This is a genomic window from Citrobacter youngae (assembly GCF_003818115.1).
In the GTDB taxonomy this organism is placed as follows: domain Bacteria; phylum Pseudomonadota; class Gammaproteobacteria; order Enterobacterales; family Enterobacteriaceae; genus Citrobacter; species Citrobacter youngae.
In genome coordinates this window covers 13,357-32,313 of the sequence record NZ_RPOI01000022.1, presented here as the reverse complement: position 1 = coordinate 32,313, position 18,957 = coordinate 13,357, and the positions used below count along the sequence as shown (strand labels likewise).

Below are 18,957 nucleotides of genomic sequence, written 5' to 3'. Positions count from 1 at the left end.
CACCCCGGCCAGAGCATCGGCCAACGGCACCACCCGTTTCGCCGATCAGGACTTAGAAAGCGTTTAGCGCGCGTCCGGAAGGGATAAGTTACAGAGCTAACTGGATAAGTATACAGTTCTTTTAATCGTAACTGCCAGCGCATTCTTGCAATAGTACCGTTAAGGTAATAGGATTGAAGCGTTAGATGATAACTATCTCACTTCGGCCAGAGCCACCAACTCGGGCTGAAGCGTAAAAAAACCGACGTGAAGTCGGTTTTTTTACGTCCGAATCAGGACCAGGGCAAAGTCTATTTACCCTGCATATACGGCGTATACACCCCGTTCAGACTCTCAAGGAACGCCACGATATCGTCAATATCTTCCTGCGGCAGTTCTTTACCCACCTGATAACGCAGCATCAGTTTTACCGCACCATCAAGTGTTGGCACATCACCGCGATGGAAATAAGGCGCAGTCAGCGCAACATTACGCAAGCCAGGGACTTTTTGACGCAGCTTGTCACGTAATTCATTAGTGACGTTCATGCGGCCAATATCTGCGGCAGTGACCTCGCCGAAATTAAAGTCCTTTTTCAAACCCAATGGCTCAAATGAACGCCCGCCTAAAATAATACCGCCATGACAGGTCGCGCACTTATTATCTTTAAACAACTGATAGCCATGTTTCTGCTGGGCAGTTAACGCCGCTTCATCACCACGTAGCCATTTATCAAACGGCGAATTTGGCGTAATCAGCGTTTTCTCAAACTCAGCAATCGCATCGGTAATATTATCTCCGCTGAATCCCTGCGGATAAACCGCGATAAACTCTTGTTTGAGTTGCGGATCCTTATCCAGTTTCTGGATAATTTCATCCCAGGATTTAGACGCCATCTCGATAGGGTTCAACGGCGGGCCGCCTGCCTGCGCCTGCAATGTTGGTGCTCGACCATCCCAGAATTGTTCCACGTTGAAGACCGAGTTAAATACCGTCGGCGCATTGATAGGGCCAACCGCGCCGCCTACGCCGATTGACGTTTTGCGACCATCCACGCCGCCCGCGTTCAGGGCGTGGCAGTGCGCGCAAGAAATCGTGCTGTCACCGGAAATACGCGGGTCGTGGTAAAGCGTAAAGCCCAGCGCCACTTTGCGGGCATCGGTCGGAATATTTTCCGGTATCGGCTGCACAGGCTCATTACGATGCTGCGCGGCGGTATCGTTACTGGCGTAATACTGCTCGCGCTGTCTCGCAATCCAGCCCAGGATCTCTGCTCGCTCCGTATCGCTTACCTTGCCAGCCCAGTGCAGCGCGGTATAACGCGTTGGCGGCATGGTGTCGTACTGCATCACCCATTCAATTTTATTCAGATCGCTTTGCGAAACGGGTTTATCCGCGACCAGTGCCGCACGCACGGCTTCAAGATTGAAGGATTTATATCCCAGTTGAATATCGTAATTCATCAACTGCTTAGCGACAGGAAAAGAAGAATAGAAAGGTAATTCAGCTGAAGGCGTGTGACAATAATCGCATCCTTTTTCGCGTAAAAACCCTAGTACTTTATTATTTTCTTCCAGCGTAGAGGCCTGAACATCTGCCTGTTTACTACGTTGATTATCGTGATACCACACATAACCGGATAATCCAAAATAACAAATCACGACGCCAGCTATGGCTATCGCGGTAAGACGGGTAATGATTTTCATTATTTTACCCTCACCGTTGTGAGTTATTGTAACCCAGAAAAATTAGAATAATGAGTGCATAGTCTTTATCAGACTTAACCATCATAGAAAGTAGGGAATTTATTATTTTGATAAGTATCAAGCAATTACATGGGGGATAACTATCGATAGAATAGCCTGTGCCTATTACGGAGATAAGCCGTTACCGGGTTCTGTTCACACCTCGTTGCAATCGAATGTTCTGAAAATGAAATATCTTCAGATCAGGCAGAATTATGAATTCTTCATTATATTCATTAGGATAGTCTTATTTTCTAAATAATATGCAGCACTAAAATGTGATCAACCGCACGCTTTACTCACCAGACACCGAAGCGAATGTCTACGCTTAACTGACGACCGGGCAATAGCCTTAGCATTTCAACAGTTACCGGAGGTCTTTCTCATTATGCTCAACCAGAAACTACCCCACGCCCCTTCAGAAGAACTGATGATCGACGTCGATCTACTTTATGAAATGGATCCGTGCGAGTTAAAGCTGGATGAAATGATTGAGGCAGAGCCAGAGCCGGAGATGATTGCAGGGTTACCCGCGTCAGATGCGTTAACCCCCGCCGATCGTTACCTCGAGCTGTTTGAACACGTCCAGTCATCCAAACTATTTGCTGATAGCAAAACCTTCCCTGATTGTGCGCCCAAAATGGACCCACTGGACATTTTAATCCGCTATCGCAAAGTTAAACGCCACCGCGACTTTGATCTGCGACGTTTCGTCGAGAACCATTTCTGGCTACCGGAAACGCCCTCCAGTGAATATGTGTCCGATCCGGCAAGCTCGCTGAAAGAACATATCGATCAACTGTGGCCTGTGCTGACGCGCGAGCCGCAGGATCACATTCCCTGGTCCTCGCTGCTGGCGTTACCGCAGTCATATATTGTGCCCGGCGGACGTTTTAGCGAAACCTACTACTGGGATTCCTACTTTACCATGCTGGGTCTGGCAGAGAGCGGCCGCGAAGATCTGCTGAAGTGTATGGCGGATAACTTTGCCTGGATGATTGAAAACTATGGTCACATCCCCAACGGTAACCGTACCTACTACCTGAGCCGTTCGCAGCCACCGGTCTTTGCGCTGATGGTGGAACTGTTTGAAGAGGATGGCGTACGCGGCGCGCGTCGCTACCTTGAACATCTAAAAATGGAATACGCATTCTGGATGGATGGCGCCGATTCCCTGGTGCTCAACCAGGCCTACCGTCACGTGATCAGAATGTCGGACGGCTCTCTGCTCAACCGCTATTGGGACGATCGTGATACGCCGCGTGATGAATCCTGGCTTGAAGACGTCGAGACCGCCAAGCATTCGGGTCGTCCACCCAATGAGGTGTATCGGGATTTGCGCGCGGGCGCGGCCTCCGGCTGGGATTATTCCTCGCGCTGGCTACGCGATGCAGGCCGCCTTGCCAGCATACGCACCACTCAGTTCATCCCGATTGATCTGAACGCCTTCCTCTACAAGCTGGAAAGCACCATCGCCAATATTTCCGCGCTGAAAGGCGACAAAGAAACGGAAGCGCAGTTTCGCCAAAAAGCCAGTGACCGCCGCGATGCGGTGAACCGCTATCTGTGGGACGATGAAAACGGCTGCTATCGCGATTACGACTGGCGGCGCGAACAAATGGCCCTTTTCTCTGCCGCCAGTATTGTGCCGCTGTATGTCGGCATGGCAACACATGAACAAGCTGACCGACTCGCCAATGCGGTACGCAGCCGCTTACTCACGCCAGGCGGGATTTTAGCAACCGAGTATGAAACCGGCGAGCAGTGGGATAAACCCAACGGCTGGGCACCGCTGCAGTGGATGGCGATTCAGGGGTTTAAACTGTATGGCGATGACCATCTCGGTGATGAAATTGCCCGTAACTGGCTGAAAACAGTTAATGTTTTTTATCATGAACACCACAAGCTAATTGAAAAGTACCATATCGCTGACGGCACGCCGCGCGAAGGTGGCGGCGGGGAATATCCGCTGCAGGACGGATTTGGCTGGACGAATGGCGTGGTGCGCCGATTAATCGGTTTGTACGGTGAACCGTAAATGTCTGACAGCCTGATGCCACGAAATGCATCGGGCCGTTAGTTAATGGCATCGTACAGCGCGGTGTGGATTTTCTGCCATTTTTTGTTCTCTGCATTTGGATCTGCGCGCACACGCAGTTGGGCCTGTTCCATATCATACTGCTGACGAGCAACGACCTCCGGTGTCGAGCAGAAACTTTGTAGGTAGCTTTTATGCAGTGACGTCAGTGATGCGCCATTCGACATGGCATGACTGAGCGTAGTCATAAACTGCTGGCAGGGTTTAGCCTCATCCATCTGTGAGGGATACCGCAGCAGCAGCTTCAGAACTGCGGTGTTCCCCGCGGAAAATGCCTGCTCCGTCCACGCCAGCTTCCAGTCCATACCTCCTTGCAGGAACAGCGACGTGACGCGGGTATCGTTGCGATCGATAGCCGCCCGCATATTAAAGGTATCCCATGTAATGCCCATCCGGGTCACCGATTCTCGCGCAGAAGGCGCATCACGCCGCGGCTCTTCCTGCACTATCTCAACAGTTTGCCCTGAAGATGCTTGCGGTGCAGGTGCATTGAATAGCCAGAAAGCGCCCAGCGAGATCGCCAGAACCATAACACCGACAGCCACCCACAGCATGCCGGAAATCAGCTGTTCGCGCTCTTCGGCCGTACGCTGCGCTCGCTTCTCAGGAGGATCGATACTGTCGGCAATTTCCTTTTTATCGCCTCCAGCCTGCTCGTCTTTTTGCCTTGCCGTTTCCCAGAATTGACGAACCGTCGACTCATCAGATTCCAGATACGATGCAGGATTGATACGCGTTCGGCGCTCTTCAAACGCTCGCTGCACAGAATGCGTAATTTGTTGGTACTGGTAATTTAACAGCATCAGCTGTACTGACGTCAGCGGTTGCTGAGCAATGACAGCGTTTCGCGCCTGTCGGCAATCATCCAGAAACATTCGCAGCGTTAAGCGCGGTTCGACAAACAGCATCAACACTGACGTATCATTAAAAATCTGCGTAAAGTGGCGAACAAATAGTTTCTTATCGACCACCATCAACGCCAGTTCGCTAAACAACATGCCGTCCAGCGCATCACGTCCTTCGCCCAGCTTTAACCAGCGACGCAAGCGTTCGGCACCAAAGTGCTGCTTCAGAAAACTGTTTAGCGGATGCTGATCTGGCCATACCCGTGCGACGAGGGCTTTGAGCGTTAACTCTATTGCGCGAAGCTGACGCTGCGCCCGCATCTGCGCATCCTGCCCCCCGATGTCGATATCGGTTTGATAGTTCAGGAGCGGCTGTTGCTGGCGTAATTGCTCCAGTGCTGCTACAAAACGCAGCGCGGAAATCAGCTGGTTTTCACTGACATCCTGACCGCTTTCATACTGAGGCACACTCTGTTGAAGATGGCGTAAACGCAACGTGAACTGGCTGAGTTGCGCATCATTCATCTGCAAGCGTCTGGCGACAGCCCCCCAACCGCCCAGATTCAGTCGGGCCTGATCGAGTTGCTCCAGAAACCAACGCGGATCTTTGCCCTCTGCCACATGTACGCCTAACAGCAGCAAAATTTCCACCGACGCCTGACGGATGATCCCCAAACAGTGTTCAAATGGCGCACATGTCGCCTGTAACGCGCTATTGGTCATTATCTTCCCTAAAAGAGCCCAGAAAGGTGCGGCCTCACGATGTATTTCATTATCTTTTTATAAACGTGGCACAGCGCAGAATTGTGCCGCTGTAGACTAGAACACATTCATATAACAAATAAATGCGTTTTGCAGTGACAACGGCAAAATCATTGAAATTTATTCTGGAGATAAATCCGTGTCGGTGTTGAAAACAGCGCGACTGCCCCTCAATGACGGAGGGTGACTGGTTATGCCTGGCGATACGCAATAGCATATCGGGAAAAGTGCCTGAGATGACAGGATGTTTAGCCGGTTAAAACGTGAATGCCGCCCCTTAAGTCGTAAGGCGTTTATGGCCAAAAATGGCCATATGGCAACTACGTCTGCTGATAATTATCTTTATACTGTTTTTCTTTTAAGAGAAATCATTATGCCGCATTGCGCCGCTCATTTTACCTCCGCCGGTATTGCATTTATCAAGCAATGGCAGGGCCTGTCGCTGGAAAAGTATCAGGATAAAAATGGTGTATGGGTCATTGGCTACGGGCATGAAATTACACCCGATGAAACCTTTGTTGCCCCCATTTCAATGGCGCAGGCAGAATCCCTGCTGCTCACAGATCTGGATATCTGCCAAGCATTAATACGCACAAATAAACCTCAGCTTAACGACCCGTTTCAACAAGAAGTCTTTATTGCGTGGATGCTAAGTGTTGGGATAACGCGCTTTTGTCACGCAGAAAGGTGGCCGGTTAATATTTCACAGCCAGATAGCGTCTGACCGTGAAATAAATATCAATTATAGAAATTCATTTAACATCATTGCCGCCTGAGTACGGTTTTTAACTTCCAGGCGCTGATAAAGTGACTCAAGGTGGGCTTTTACCGTTCCGGTACTGATATTTAACAGCCGACCAATTTGTTTATTTGACTCACCAGCCGCCAGCATGGTCAGGATCTCCCGCTGGCGGGCGCTTAATGTTTTTATATTTTGCCGACTGCTATCGTTTGTCGCTAAGTGATCCCTGGGAAGAAACATCATGCCCATCGCAACGCTGTTAAGCGCCAGAGTAAAGGTTTCTGCATCAGAGTCACGCGGCACAATGGCCAACACGTTTAATTGCGTCACATCCTGCAGCCATTTCTTACTGCAATCAGTGGCAGAGATCAGCACCTTCACCGTTGAAAAAGAGTGTGCAATCTGTTGCAGCAAGCTGCAGCAAAACTCACCGTCGAGATCACCGTCCAGCATGAGCAGCGCATCTGGGGTATTTTCCAGTTTTTGCCAAAGGTCATCTGCCTGACTGACACCCTGAACATTCACTCCTGGAATTCGTTGTTGCAAACTTATATTCATTCCATGAATAAATATTGACTGCCTGTCAAACATTATTACCTGCATTATTAACTCTCCGTCTAAAAAATAGTAGTCTTGAGACGCGAAAGGGTATTCTTCACGAGGAAAAATAATAACTCACCATTTGGCAGGGGTCATTCTACCGATAAGCGAAGAATAAAAAAGCAAGAGTTATGAATAGTTACAGCTCAAGAAAAAGGATTACACAAAGCGGGCAGAACAGGATAGATTTCTGAGACATTCCTCATTTATCGAGGGTCAGAATTCCTTATTAATATTAATTTTCAGAGAATACATTTTTAGCTAAAAATAAGATATCCTGAAAAAATAATAAATATGTTACAAATTACAATATAGCATTAAGTGCTCATTCAACAGCTACCGCAGCCTATTGAATAAGCACGTTGCACGTTACAGGAACATCCCGCCAGATACCTCAATACGCTGTGCAGTCATCCAGGCGAGTTCATCGCTGAGCAACGCGGCGATGGCATCACCGATATCATCCGGTAACCCGACGCGTCCCAGCGCCGTTTGCGAGGCAATATATGCATTCAGTTGCGCGTTATCACGCACGTTCCCACCGCCGAAATCAGTTTCAATCGCGCCCGGCGCAATAATATTTGCCGTAATACCGCGTTCCCCCAACTCTTTAGCCTGATACCGGGTAAGCACTTCCATCGCCCCTTTCATGGCGGCATAGGCGCTGTAGCCCGGTAGAGCAAAACGCGCCAGGCCGGTCGAGACATTGAGGATCCTTCCCCCCTTGTTCATCAGCGGAAGAAGACTCTGCGTCAGGAAAAATGGCCCCTTAAACTGGATGCTCAGCAATTGGTCAAATTGCGCTTCGGTGAATGCAGAGTACGGCGCAGTAATGCCGATTCCGGCGTTGTTCAATAAATAATCAAACCCTTCGCTTTGCCACTGTGCCTTTAAGGTGTGGTTCATCTGTTCAACGAAGGATGGGAAAGTTGAAATATCCCCGACATTTAACGGTAATGCCGCTGCTTTTCCACCAGATTGCCGAATTTCATCCACAACCTGCTGCGCCTCTTTTTCATTGCTGTTCCACGTCAGGACGATACCTATTCCTTTGTTCGCCAGCTTAAGTGCCGCGTTTTTACCGAGCCCACGACCGCCACCGGTCACTAATGCGATACGTTGCGTCATAAGAAACCTCATTTCAGATGTTGTGATGATTGAGACAAAGCTTATTAGGTGGTAGAAGAACAATAAATATCGCTAATTGCGCATTACTGTTTCATTCAGAACAACAATAGGGCATGGGAATGGATAAAATTCACGCAATGCAGTTGTTCATCCGCGTCGCAGAACTGGAGAGTTTTTCGCGTGCGGCAGACACCCTTGGACTTCCTAAAGGTAGCGTATCGCGCCAAATCCAGGCCCTGGAAAATCATCTGGGTACGCAGCTTCTGCACCGCACTACCCGCCGCGTTCAGCTCACACAAGACGGCATGATCTATTACGAACGTGCAAAAGATCTGTTGAGCAATCTGGATGAACTGGATGGGTTGTTCCATCACGATCCAGCCAGTATCAGCGGTAAGCTGCGCGTCGATATGCCGGTTGGCGTGGCGAGAAATCTGGTCATGCCCCGCCTGCCCGTCTTTTTGCATCAGTATCCAGGGCTGGAGCTTGAACTCAGCAGCAGTGACCGCCTGGTAGACTTAATTCGTGAGGGTTTCGACTGCGTCGTACGCGTTGGCACACTGAAAGATTCGGGGCTGATTGCCCGACCGCTGGGGAAACTCACGCAGATTAACTGTGCCAGTCCACAGTATCTGGCCCGCTTTGGTTATCCGGAAAGCCTGGAGGATTTGGCCTCACATGCCGTGGTGCATTATTCGGTCAATTTGGGAACACGCGCACAGGGCTTCGAGGTGGCTACAGACAATGGGACTGCATGGGTAAAAACGGGCGGCATGCTGACCGTGAACAGCACAGAAACCTATCATGCGGCATGTCTTGCCGGGCTGGGCATTATTCAGGTACCACGCGTCGGGGTGCGTGAAGCCCTTCGCGCCGGTACGCTGGTTGAAGTGTTACCGCAATATCGGGCCGAACCCATGCCCGTTTCTTTGCTCTATCCACATCGCCGGAACCTTTCCCGCCGGGTACATCTGTTCATGGAATGGTTGACCGGTGTGATGAAAGACTATGTGGATTAGCCCATTTTTCGGGAAGTGGGTCTGAGCGGCTATAATGTCATGAGTAAACAAAATAAGGACTACCGATCGGATGACGCAGGAACACCACGCAAAGCACCCTACGCCTGAACAACAGCAAACCGCCACAACGCCGGTGAAAAACGCCACAGCGAACCAGGCGTTGAAAACTGCCCTGACCTTCGCTGAAAAAATTCAACGTCAACCTGTTATCGCCCACCTGATCCGCGCAGCAGAGCGTTTTAATGACCGAATGGGAAATCAGTTTGGCGCAGCCATCACGTATTTCTCGTTCCTGTCGATGATCCCTATCCTGATGGTGTCGTTTGCGGCGGCCGGTTTTATTCTCGCCTCACACCCCACGTTATTACAGGATATCTTCAGCAAAATATTGCTCAACGTTAGCGATCCGACGCTGGCCTCGACGCTGAAAAACACCATCAATACTGCCGTTCAGCAACGTACCACCGTGGGTCTGGTGGGGCTTGGCATCGCCCTCTACTCTGGTATTAACTGGATGGGAAACCTGCGCGAAGCGATTCGTGCACAGTCGCGGGACCTCTGGGAACGCACACCGCAGGATCAGGAAAAAATATGGGTTAAATACCTTCGTGATTTTGTCTCATTGATTGGATTGCTGATTGCGCTGATCGTTACGCTGTCGATTACCTCCATTGCCGGTTCTGCCCAGCAAATGATCATCTCGGCACTGTATCTCGACGGTATTGAGTGGCTGAAACCCGCGTGGCGATTGATTGGTCTGGCGATCTCCATTTTCGCCAACTATTTGCTGTTCTTCTGGATTTTCTGGCGGCTACCGCGTCACCGACCGCGTAAGAAGGCGCTGATTCGCGGAACATTTATTGCGGCTATTGGCTTTGAGGTGATTAAGATCGTCATGACCTACACGCTGCCATCGTTGGTAAAATCCCCCTCCGGCGCGGCGTTTGGTTCGGTGCTTGGGCTGATGGCATTCTTTTACTTCTTCGCGCGTTTGACCCTGTTCTGCGCCGCCTGGATTGCCACAGCGGAATACAAAGACGACCCGCGTATGCCGGGGAAAACGCAATAGCCACCGCCGGATTAGTTGTGAATTGCCGGATAAGCGCAGCGCCATCCGGCAATTATAATGCCGCCTGCTCTCACCGATTTAGTGAATAAATCCAGAACGTAACTTTTATTTAACCAAAAACAAGTTTTATCAACTAAGTTTTAAATTGTGTGAAGCATTTCATGGAAGTGAAATCTCAAGCCTAAAAATTATCCACTTTTTGCTCTATTTTTGACCGATCTCAAAGTTTGTTACAGATTGAAATGTCTCTTTTGCTGTGCGTAATATGGCCTTTCGTTCGACCCAAAATAAGAAAATATTATGCAAGCAACCGCCACAACACTCGATAACGAACAAGAACACGCCCCGGTCAATTCGCGCAATAAAGTCGTCGTCGCTTCGCTCATCGGCACTGCCATTGAGTTCTTCGACTTCTATATTTACGCGACCGCGGCGGTGATCGTGTTCCCCCACATCTTCTTCCCGCAGGGTGACCCCACGGCGGCCACACTACAGTCGCTGGCTACCTTTGCTATCGCCTTCGTGGCCCGCCCGATCGGCTCCGCCGTATTCGGCCATTTCGGCGATCGTGTTGGACGTAAAGTCACGCTGGTTGCTTCACTGCTCACCATGGGGATTTCAACGGTTGTGATTGGCCTGCTGCCGGGCTATGAAACAATCGGCATTTTCGCCCCCTTGCTGCTGGCGCTGGCGCGTTTTGGTCAGGGTTTAGGTCTGGGCGGTGAATGGGGCGGCGCGGCGTTGCTGGCAACGGAAAACGCACCACCGCGTAAACGCGCGCTGTACGGTTCATTCCCGCAGTTGGGTGCGCCTATCGGTTTCTTCTTCGCTAACGGCACGTTCCTGTTGCTCTCCTGGCTGTTGACCGACGAACAGTTTATGAGCTGGGGCTGGCGCGTGCCGTTTATCTTCTCTGCCGTACTGGTCATTATCGGTCTCTACGTCCGTGTTTCTCTCCACGAATCGCCGGTATTTGCCAAAGTCGCCGCAGCGAAAAAACAGGTGAAAATCCCGCTGGGTACTCTGCTGACAAAACATGTTCGTGTGACGATCCTTGGCACATTCATCATGCTGGCGACCTATACACTGTTTTATATCATGACCGTCTATTCGATGACGTTCAGCACTGCCGCAGCCCCCGTAGGGCTTGGCCTGCCGCGTAATGAAGTGTTGTGGATGCTGATGATGGCGGTTATTGGCTTTGGCGTTATGGTACCAGTGGCTGGCCTGCTGGCCGATGCGTTTGGTCGTCGCAAGAGCATGCTCATCATCACCACGCTTATCATTCTGTTTGCGCTGTTTGCCTTTAAACCGCTGCTCGGTTCTGGCAATCCGGTGTTGGTGTTCGCTTTCCTGTTGCTTGGCCTGAGCCTGATGGGTCTGACATTCGGCCCGATGGGGGCACTGCTGCCGGAGTTGTTCCCGACTGAAGTGCGCTATACGGGAGCGTCGTTCTCATACAACGTCTCGTCAATTCTCGGTGCCTCTGTTGCCCCTTATATTGCCGCATGGCTGCAGGGGAACTACGGTCTGGCGGCGGTCGGTACGTATCTGGCATCGATGGCGGCTTTAACGCTGATTGCGCTGCTGTTAACCCATGAGACACGGCATCAATCGCTGTAATTTGATTGCCTGATGGCGCTATGCTTATCAGGCCTACAGACTGCAATCCCCCGTAAGCCGGATAAGGTGTTTACACCGCATCCGGCGCGCTCATCACTTCTTCATCTGCGACAGGATTGTCCGGCACTGATTCGTTTCGTTTTCAGACGGAGAAATTAGCGCCAGCAGCGCCGCCGCTGGCGTAACCAGCGTTGCCAGCGCGGCAGCCACCGCACCGCGTGCAATCAGCGGCCCGGCCTTCACGCCAGCCTGTGGATTTTTAAAGGTCCCACGGACATACAGCGGCGAACGCAGGGTAATAATACGAATGCCTTTGCTCTCCGGGTCGATGGTTAAATCCAGTTGCTCAGATGCAAAGCTTGCAGTCCCGGTCACGTTGATCACCGCGTTTTCTGTGTCGAACGCGAAAATTTGTGGGCGCGCGATGCCATTGACGATATCCAGATTTGCCGCTGCGCAGTTCACCCGTACTTCGTCATCACCGAATATTTGTCCGACGATATAGTTACCCAGATTCAGCCCAACGATCTCCATCAGATTGCGACTGACCAATCCATCATTCATCAATAGCTTCAGGTTACCGTTGCTGTTACCCAGCAGCGCAGCCACTGAATTTCCGCTACCGCTCAACCTGGCGTCACCGTTCATCTCACCGAGCGTTTTCTGCATCAACTCCACGTCCGGCATCAGTGCTTTTAGCTTCAGGCGGCGAGCCTGAATATCCGCCTGCCCCCGCATCGGCTTTTTATCCCCTTCCAGATGAATGCTGGAAACAATACTACCCCCTGCGAGGCCAAATTTCAGTGGCTGCAGGCGCAAGTCAGCGTTTTTCAGGAGGATATGGGTGGAGAGATCGCTGATTGGCAGGCTACTACCGTGCTCAATCCGCTGCCCTTTGAAACGCACATCAGCATCCATTACGTTCCATTTGTCGGTTTCAAAACGGTCATACGGCAACACCTTGTCAGCAGGCTGAACGCTCTTCTCACCTTTGCGCTGTTCAGATTGTTTTGCCCGCTCGGCCCCTTTGCCTGAATCCACACCGATCAGCGGCCCCAAATCAGCCAGCCTCAGCTGGCGTGATTCCACATCGCCCTTCAGCATGGGTCGCGGCTTGCCGGTGGTGTAGGCCAGCGTCCCGCGAATATCACTATCGCCAATGCGACCATTAAAATGGCGGTATTCAAAAAGAGAGGACTTTTCCGGATCGATTTTCGCCACCAGACGCCCGTCCGTTTCAAACGGTGGTGTATCCGGTAACAGCACACCGGTCAAATCGTATAAATCCCCAAGTGAATCCCCAGAGAATTTAAGCCGTAGATCGACACCGCCCATATTCATCGGGTCATTTATCGTGCCGCTAAATACCACGCGCGTGTTGCCCGAGCGAAAGTCTGCCTGTATCGGAAAAGGGGTACCTTCGCCACGTAACGCCAACATCCCGCCAATTTTTCCCGTTCCGGTTAGCGGCTCACCGTTGTAGCGGCCCTGGGCTTTCAGACCAAAAATGTAATCCTCAACGCTGGTGCCCCCTTCTTTGCTGTTGGTGCCTGTCACTTCGCTAAACGGTAGCGGCTTGCCTAGTGGATCGACCAGGATCTCAAGCTCCGACTTCGTCACCTTATCATTAACAGCGATACGCCCTTGATCGAACAGAATGTTATCCAGCCTGAAAGACCACGCGGGTGGCGGCGCATTGGGATCGCGTTTTTCATCCCCGGCGAAGTTAAAGGTCCAGTTGTTGTTTTTCTCCGACAACCGAATGAGCCGCACATCGGGTTTCACCATCTTGACCCACGGGAGCCAGACGGTTTTTGTCAGCAGTGCCAGTGGGGCGAGCGTAGCTTCAACACGCGGGAGATGCACCATGGTAACGTCGGGAATATCTGGCGGGTTGCCGAGGATAATATCTTCAGCATGAACATGCGGCCACGGAACCCAACTGCGCCAGCCGGTTTCCTGCTTCTGGCGTTCCCAGACGACGCCCAGATCACCGCGTATGGCGAATGGACGGTTGAGTTCAGTAGAGACTTTCTGGTTGATGGTCGGTTTGAGCCGGTTCCAGTCAAATGTCGCAATCACAATGATGAGCACGACGATCAGCAACAAGAAAAACCCTACTACGGATGAGGCTATTTTGCCTGTTTTCGTCACGTTTTCCTCCTGACTTCCTCCCTTGCCTGTCCTAAAGATAGTCCAGCAGGGCGAAAAGGAGGCACGCTACATCCGCATCAAAGCGATAGAATCACCTCTTCCAGGGTACTCAGTGGCACCGGACGAGAGAGGAAATAGCCCTGAGCAGCAAAAGCCGGTGAGTTTTGCACATCGCGCCACTCTTCCAGGGTTTCAACACCTTCGACAATCACGCCACGGCAATAGCGGTTCATAAGCTGGAGCAGCAAAGTGAAGAGGTTACGGCCTTCCGGCGTCTGACGCAGCATGACAAACAGATCCCGCGCCACTTTGATGTAGTCGTAACTCACTTCGCTAAGGGCCGAGAAATTGGCCATCCCGGTACCAAAATCATCCAGCCAGAGCGGGCCGAACTCGCACATCGAGGCAAACGACGATCCCTTCGGTAAGCGGATATGCTCGACCAACTCAAAGCGTAACCAGGGCAGGCATTCAATGATTTTCAGGATCTCGGGGTCCTGGCGCATCGCAATGAGCGTCGGGCCATCGACATTGACGGAGGCCAGCAGATCGTGGGCTCTGAAAAAGTCACTTTTCAGTTCAAGTTGTTCAAGCTGCTCTTTCACTACCTCAACGCGATGCCGAACAGCAACTTCAGCAAAATAACGGTCTGGCGCAATGCGTTGAGCAGGGTTATCAGGATGGCTCACGACGGTTAGCAGCTCTACGGCCATCAGCCGACCATTGGTCTGGTAAATGGGCTGATAAGTGTAAGCACGCTCGCACTGCAGCCAATAGCGTCGCTCCTGCAAGCATTCGATACTCGCATCTGGCGTAATTAGCTGCAGGGTGACCTGCTTTATCATCTGAGGTGTCCTGTAAATAAGAGTGTGACTGACCGGACTCGTCAAAGGTTATCGGCGCTCAGGCGCAGAACTTTACGTTCAGCAGTACGCAAAATAAAAACAGCGGTAAAAACGACACAGAACACGTTCTGGCTCAAAAAAATAATGGAACGTTGTTTTAATATAGTTGACCACTTAACACCCACAGCGCACACTAACGCTAATTTTTTTCAGAGCAGGTTACGACTATGTCCAGGAAGATTGCCGTGATTGGCGAATGCATGATTGAGCTGTCACAGAAAGGCGCCGACGTTCAGCGCGGATTCGGTGGCGACACGTTGAATACATCCGTTTATATTGCCCGTCAGGTCGATTCTGCGGCCCTTTCCGTACATTACGTCACGGCGCTGGGCACTGACAGTTTCAGCCAGCAAATGCTGGAATCCTGGCAGGGAGAAAACGTCGATACGTCATTAACCCAGCGTATGGAAAACCGTCTGCCGGGTCTCTATTACATTGAGACTGACAGTACTGGCGAGCGCACCTTCTATTACTGGCGTAATGAAGCGGCGGCAAAATTCTGGCTGGAGAGCGAACAATCCGGCGCCATTTGCAAAACGCTGGCGACATTCGACTACCTGTACCTGAGCGGAATCAGCCTGGCGATTTTAAGCCCGGCCAGCCGTGACAAACTGCTGTCGCTGCTGCGCGAGTGTCGCGCCAACGGCGGCAAGGTCATTTTTGACAACAACTACCGCCCGCGTCTGTGGAGCAGCAAAGAAGAAACTCAGCAGGTGTATCAGCAGATGCTGGAGTGCACCAATATTGCGTTCCTGACGCTGGACGATGAAGACGCGCTGTGGGGTGAAAAACCCGTAGAGGACGTAATTGCCCGGACTCACGCAGTTGGCGTACAGGAAGTGGTTGTGAAGCGCGGCGCAGACTCTTGCCTGGTGTCCATCGAGGGTGAAGGACTTATCGATGTACCGGCTGTAAAATTACCGAAAGAAAAAGTGATCGATACCACGGCGGCAGGAGACTCATTCAGTGCCGGGTATCTGGCAGTGCGTTTAACCGGTGGCGATGCCGCTGAAGCCGCAAAACGCGGCCACCTGACAGCAAGCACCGTTATTCAGCATCGCGGGGCGATTATCCCACGCGATGCCATGCCGCAGTAACGTCGATTATCCGGTCTGCATACCGTAGGCCGGACAAGCAAAGCGCCCCCGGCATCTCCAATGCCGGATAGCGGCGTAACCGCCTTATCCGGCCTACAGGTTACTGTACTGGCGGGATATCCGTCACTTCAGGATGTGATTCATCCGTTTCAGCCGACGTTGCCGCTGCGCTAACCGGCGCCATTATGCTATCCCATGTCGCCTGCAGATCCTTCATGTTGAACTCAGGTTCCCCTTTCGGCTGAAGCAGAATGAGAGCCATATCCTGCGATAGCTGCTGACGCAAATCCTGATTCAGCATCTCAACGGTCAGGCCATTAAGGAAGTTCTGCCGTAAACGCTGATACTGTTCTGGCGCGATATCCACCACCTGGTTTTGCAACGAGCGCAAACGCTGGCTGATCAAAATATCGGTATCGGTGCGGCCGTAGGTGGCAAACAGTTTCTGCAATTCCAGATTTTTTTGCGCTACCAGCGCATTGAACTCTTCTTCCGGCAGGCCCTTGTCCCGCACTTTCGCCAGTTCGCGAGCCACCGTGCCCAGGTTCGCATTCAGCTTATCGTTCGGCGATTCAACGTTAATAGCGCACTGTGCACGCAGGAACAGCACCCGACAGTCAAAGCCGAGGCCGATGTCTTTCGCGTTGTTCCTGGATAACGTCTGCTGGATATGCCAGAACAGCGCTTCACGGGCTAAATCGGCACGCCAGTAGCGTAACAACGCGGCGGATTCACGAATAGGTTGCCACGGCGCGTCCCACATGATGGAAAGACGATCCTGGCGTACCGCATCGGTCATAATGCTTACAGCTTCCGCACGCAGTGGAGAGAGCGTAGGCACCGGAGCCGGCGTTTCACGTTTTCCGTTTAACTCACCGAAGGTTTTATTGATTTGCTCAGCCACGCTGCGCGCATCAACGTTACCGACGATAATCAGCGTCATCGCATCCGGGGTATACCATTTCTGGTAGAACGACTGAATTTTTGCTGCATCAATCGGCTTTTTCAGCGGATCGGCAGGATCGTGCCCTAACAGCGTGGAGCCTTTCAGACGATAACGCCACCATCCCTCTTTGGTATCTGACGGCCAGGTTGCCACCATATCTTCGCTGCTCAGCGCATGGTTAACCGTTTCAGGGGTAATGGTCAGCTTGCCGGAAATATTCGCCAGGTAAGAAAGTGACTCTTTCAGTAGATCGTTACGGCTGTTTGGCAGACTGAGGTTGTACAACGTGGAATCATAGGAAACGATAACGGGCGGCATGGGGCGTTTAGGATCGAACCCCTGCTGCCACAATGAACGGGCTTGCGTGGCATCAAGGCCACCGCTTTGCGTCAGCGCGATACGTGGGATCGCATGGCTGAAACCACTCTGTTGCGTACTTTCGGTGAGTGAACCGGTATTAACCAGCAGGCGGACCTCAATACGGTCGCTGGGGCGCTGGGGAGTGGCTAACACTTGCCACTGGAGACCATTTGCCAGCGTGCCCTGTTGCCACGCCGGGTCAGGCTGGAGCGCATCTGCCTGCACATAGCCGGCAGTGGCCATCATCAGCAAGCCGCCCGCTAAAAGTCGAATTTTTGTGCCCTGCATGTGAACCCCTGATCAACTATCCTGGAAATAAAAAGACAGCCCTGAGAAGGACCCTCTGAATATGACGTTAAAAACACTTCGTGTTAGACCGCAAGAACATAAAAATGTCACGGAAGAAGTGAAAAAATCCCAAAACTGTCGAACAGACAGTTTCAGGCACAGGGGGTAATTATGCGCAAACGCCCGCAGTCCTGGAAGGGACTACGGGCATAAGTGGAGAGATTAAGAGGATATTTCGTGCGTTTTGCCATCCGACGCACGATTATTCAGCACATCATCAAGCTTTTTGTGGTCCAGTTCTTTCACCCACTTAGCCACAACGACCGTTGCCACCCCGTTACCGACCAGGTTAGTCAGCGCACGCGCTTCAGACATAAAGCGGTCAATACCCAGGATGAGCGCCAGACCCGCTACCGGCAGATGCCCTACTGCGGAAATTGTCGCTGCCAGCACGATAAAGCCACTTCCGGTCACGCCCGCTGCGCCTTTCGAGGAGAGCAGCAGCACCACCAACAGGGTTATCTGATGGAAGATATCCATATGACTATTGGTGGCCTGCGCGATAAACACCGCCGCCATAGTCAGATATATCGATGTCCCATCAAGGTTAAACGAGTAGCCCGTGGGTATAACCAACCCGACAACCGACTTCCGGCAGCCCAGTTTTTCCATCTTATCAAGCATACGCGGCAGCGCTGACTCGGAAGAAGAGGTCCCCAGAACGATCAGCAGTTCTTCACGGATATAGCGGATGAATTTGAAAATGCTGAAGCCGGTTGCGCGAGCAATGGAGCCCAGAACCACGACCACAAACAGGATACAGGTAATGTAGAAGCAGATAATCAACTGACCCAGTTGCACCAGCGTTCCGACGCCATACTTACCGATGGTAAAGGCCATGGCACCGAAAGCACCTATCGGTGCAAGGCGCATGATCATGTTGATAATGCCGAAAATAACCTGCGAGAAACTTTCAATTACGTTGAAAATCATCTGGCCTTTGCTGCCCAGACGGTGCAGAGCAAAACCAAACATCACCGCGAACAGTAATACCTGCAGGATGTTGCCGCTGGCGAACGCGCCAATGACGCTACCCGGGATAATATCCATCAGGAAGCCCACGATCCCCTGGTCTTTTGCCTGCTCGGCGTAGATCGCTACCGCTTTGGCATCCAGCGTTGCCGGATCGACGTTCATCCCGGCGCCGGGTTGCACCACGTTGACAATGATAAGACCAATGATCAGCGCAATCGTACTAACCACTTCAAAATAAAGCAGTGCAACCGCACCGGTGCGGCCTACTGCTTTCATACTTTCCATACCTGCAATGCCGGTAACGACAGTACAGAAGATAACAGGTGCGATGACCATCTTAATGAGCTTAACGAACGCGTCGCCAAGCGGTTTCATTTGGGCGCCTAATTCAGGGTAGTAATGGCCAAGGAGGATACCAATGGCAATTGCTGTCAGGACCTGAAAGTAAAGGCTTTTGAAGATAGAGGTTTTCATAGGGTGTCCTTAAAGTAAAAACCACAGGTCTTGTAAGGTTTTGTTTAACCTGCGGCCTTAAAGTAACACCCACACAACATGACAGAAA

General features: G+C 51.6%; 14 protein-coding genes. 6 read left to right on the top strand and 8 right to left on the bottom strand.

What is annotated here, in order from left to right:
• Positions 1–290: 290 nt before the first annotated feature.
• Positions 291–1,685 carry a cytochrome-c peroxidase gene (locus EHN13_RS18420; RefSeq protein ID WP_124021874.1) on the bottom strand — a complete coding sequence of 465 codons (1,395 nt, stop codon included), beginning with the start codon at positions 1,683–1,685 and terminating at the stop codon, positions 291–293.
• Between the two features lie 427 nt (positions 1,686–2,112).
• Here EHN13_RS18420 and EHN13_RS18415 point away from each other — a divergent pair, with 427 nt between their 5' ends.
• A complete protein-coding gene (locus tag EHN13_RS18415) occupies positions 2,113–3,762 on the top strand; it encodes an alpha,alpha-trehalase (protein WP_124021873.1) in 1,650 nt (549 codons plus the stop codon).
• A 38-nt stretch (positions 3,763–3,800) separates the two neighbouring features.
• Here the strand turns inward: EHN13_RS18415 and EHN13_RS18410 are convergent, their stop codons facing one another.
• A complete protein-coding gene (locus EHN13_RS18410; RefSeq protein ID WP_101742795.1) occupies positions 3,801–5,390 on the bottom strand; it encodes an STY4199 family HEPN domain-containing protein in 1,590 nt (529 codons plus the stop codon).
• A gap of 412 nt (positions 5,391–5,802) precedes the next feature.
• Here EHN13_RS18410 and EHN13_RS18405 point away from each other — a divergent pair, with 412 nt between their 5' ends.
• Positions 5,803–6,153 (top strand): glycoside hydrolase family protein, encoded by a 351-nt coding sequence (locus tag EHN13_RS18405; RefSeq protein ID WP_101742808.1) that lies wholly within the window; start codon positions 5,803–5,805, stop codon positions 6,151–6,153.
• A gap of 18 nt (positions 6,154–6,171) precedes the next feature.
• On the opposite strand, the gene EHN13_RS18400 is transcribed toward EHN13_RS18405, so the two are convergent.
• Together EHN13_RS18400 and EHN13_RS18395 are read right to left on the bottom strand one after the other, a co-directional pair.
• Positions 6,172–6,774: a helix-turn-helix transcriptional regulator gene (locus EHN13_RS18400; protein ID WP_061066778.1), complete on the bottom strand. Its 603-nt coding sequence runs from the start codon at positions 6,772–6,774 to the stop codon at positions 6,172–6,174.
• Positions 6,775–7,140: 366 nt separating this feature from the next.
• On the bottom strand, positions 7,141–7,899 hold the full coding sequence (locus EHN13_RS18395) for an SDR family NAD(P)-dependent oxidoreductase (protein ID WP_115642712.1): 759 nt from the start codon (positions 7,897–7,899) through the stop codon (positions 7,141–7,143).
• A gap of 119 nt (positions 7,900–8,018) precedes the next feature.
• Between EHN13_RS18395 and EHN13_RS18390 the strand changes: the two genes are divergently transcribed.
• The 3 genes from EHN13_RS18390 to EHN13_RS18380 all read left to right on the top strand — a co-directional run bounded on the left by EHN13_RS18390 (position 8,019) and on the right by EHN13_RS18380 (position 11,610).
• Positions 8,019–8,918 carry a LysR family transcriptional regulator gene (locus EHN13_RS18390; protein ID WP_061068776.1) on the top strand — a complete coding sequence of 300 codons (900 nt, stop codon included), beginning with the start codon at positions 8,019–8,021 and terminating at the stop codon, positions 8,916–8,918.
• Positions 8,919–8,988: 70 nt separating this feature from the next.
• The gene (yhjD, locus tag EHN13_RS18385) at positions 8,989–9,987 is read left to right on the top strand and encodes an inner membrane protein YhjD (protein WP_061066779.1); all 999 of its coding nucleotides are present in this window, start codon (positions 8,989–8,991) and stop codon (positions 9,985–9,987) included.
• 300 nt (positions 9,988–10,287) lie between these two features.
• Positions 10,288–11,610, top strand: a complete 1,323-nt coding sequence (locus EHN13_RS18380) for an MFS transporter (protein WP_048213639.1) — start codon at positions 10,288–10,290, stop codon at positions 11,608–11,610.
• Positions 11,611–11,703: 93 nt separating this feature from the next.
• On the opposite strand, the gene EHN13_RS18375 is transcribed toward EHN13_RS18380, so the two are convergent.
• Both EHN13_RS18375 and pdeH read right to left on the bottom strand, forming a co-directional pair.
• A complete protein-coding gene (locus EHN13_RS18375) occupies positions 11,704–13,764 on the bottom strand; it encodes an AsmA family protein (protein WP_124021872.1) in 2,061 nt (686 codons plus the stop codon).
• Between the two features lie 77 nt (positions 13,765–13,841).
• The gene (gene pdeH / locus EHN13_RS18370) at positions 13,842–14,609 is read right to left on the bottom strand and encodes a cyclic-guanylate-specific phosphodiesterase (RefSeq protein WP_124021871.1); all 768 of its coding nucleotides are present in this window, start codon (positions 14,607–14,609) and stop codon (positions 13,842–13,844) included.
• A 227-nt stretch (positions 14,610–14,836) separates the two neighbouring features.
• On the opposite strand from pdeH, the gene kdgK reads away from it, so the two are divergent.
• The gene (gene kdgK, locus EHN13_RS18365) at positions 14,837–15,766 is read left to right on the top strand and encodes a 2-dehydro-3-deoxygluconokinase (protein ID WP_124021870.1); all 930 of its coding nucleotides are present in this window, start codon (positions 14,837–14,839) and stop codon (positions 15,764–15,766) included.
• A gap of 100 nt (positions 15,767–15,866) precedes the next feature.
• Here the strand turns inward: kdgK and EHN13_RS18360 are convergent, their stop codons facing one another.
• Together EHN13_RS18360 and dctA are read right to left on the bottom strand one after the other, a co-directional pair.
• Entirely contained in the window at positions 15,867–17,360 is a 1,494-nt protein-coding gene (locus EHN13_RS18360) for a M16 family metallopeptidase (protein ID WP_101742797.1), read from the bottom strand.
• A gap of 222 nt (positions 17,361–17,582) precedes the next feature.
• Positions 17,583–18,869, bottom strand: coding sequence for a C4-dicarboxylate transporter DctC (gene dctA / locus EHN13_RS18355; RefSeq protein WP_061066781.1), 1,287 nt, complete (start codon positions 18,867–18,869; stop codon positions 17,583–17,585).
• Positions 18,870–18,957 lie beyond the last annotated feature (88 nt).

Excerpts from the sequence above, each read along its gene's own strand:
- EHN13_RS18420 (WP_124021874.1), bottom strand. The coding sequence starts at position 1,685 with ATGAAAATCATTACCCGTCTTACCGCGATAGCCATAGCTGGCGTCGTG.
- EHN13_RS18415 (WP_124021873.1), top strand. The coding sequence starts at position 2,113 with ATGCTCAACCAGAAACTACCCCACGCCCCTTCAGAAGAACTGATGATC.
- EHN13_RS18410 (WP_101742795.1), bottom strand. The coding sequence starts at position 5,390 with ATGACCAATAGCGCGTTACAGGCGACATGTGCGCCATTTGAACACTGT.
- EHN13_RS18405 (WP_101742808.1), top strand. The coding sequence starts at position 5,803 with ATGCCGCATTGCGCCGCTCATTTTACCTCCGCCGGTATTGCATTTATC.
- EHN13_RS18400 (WP_061066778.1), bottom strand. The coding sequence starts at position 6,774 with ATGCAGGTAATAATGTTTGACAGGCAGTCAATATTTATTCATGGAATG.
- EHN13_RS18395 (WP_115642712.1), bottom strand. The coding sequence starts at position 7,899 with ATGACGCAACGTATCGCATTAGTGACCGGTGGCGGTCGTGGGCTCGGT.
- EHN13_RS18390 (WP_061068776.1), top strand. The coding sequence starts at position 8,019 with ATGGATAAAATTCACGCAATGCAGTTGTTCATCCGCGTCGCAGAACTG.
- yhjD (WP_061066779.1), top strand. The coding sequence starts at position 8,989 with ATGACGCAGGAACACCACGCAAAGCACCCTACGCCTGAACAACAGCAA.
- EHN13_RS18380 (WP_048213639.1), top strand. The coding sequence starts at position 10,288 with ATGCAAGCAACCGCCACAACACTCGATAACGAACAAGAACACGCCCCG.
- pdeH (WP_124021871.1), bottom strand. The coding sequence starts at position 14,609 with ATGATAAAGCAGGTCACCCTGCAGCTAATTACGCCAGATGCGAGTATC.
- kdgK (WP_124021870.1), top strand. The coding sequence starts at position 14,837 with ATGTCCAGGAAGATTGCCGTGATTGGCGAATGCATGATTGAGCTGTCA.
- EHN13_RS18360 (WP_101742797.1), bottom strand. The coding sequence starts at position 17,360 with ATGCAGGGCACAAAAATTCGACTTTTAGCGGGCGGCTTGCTGATGATG.
- dctA (WP_061066781.1), bottom strand. The coding sequence starts at position 18,869 with ATGAAAACCTCTATCTTCAAAAGCCTTTACTTTCAGGTCCTGACAGCA.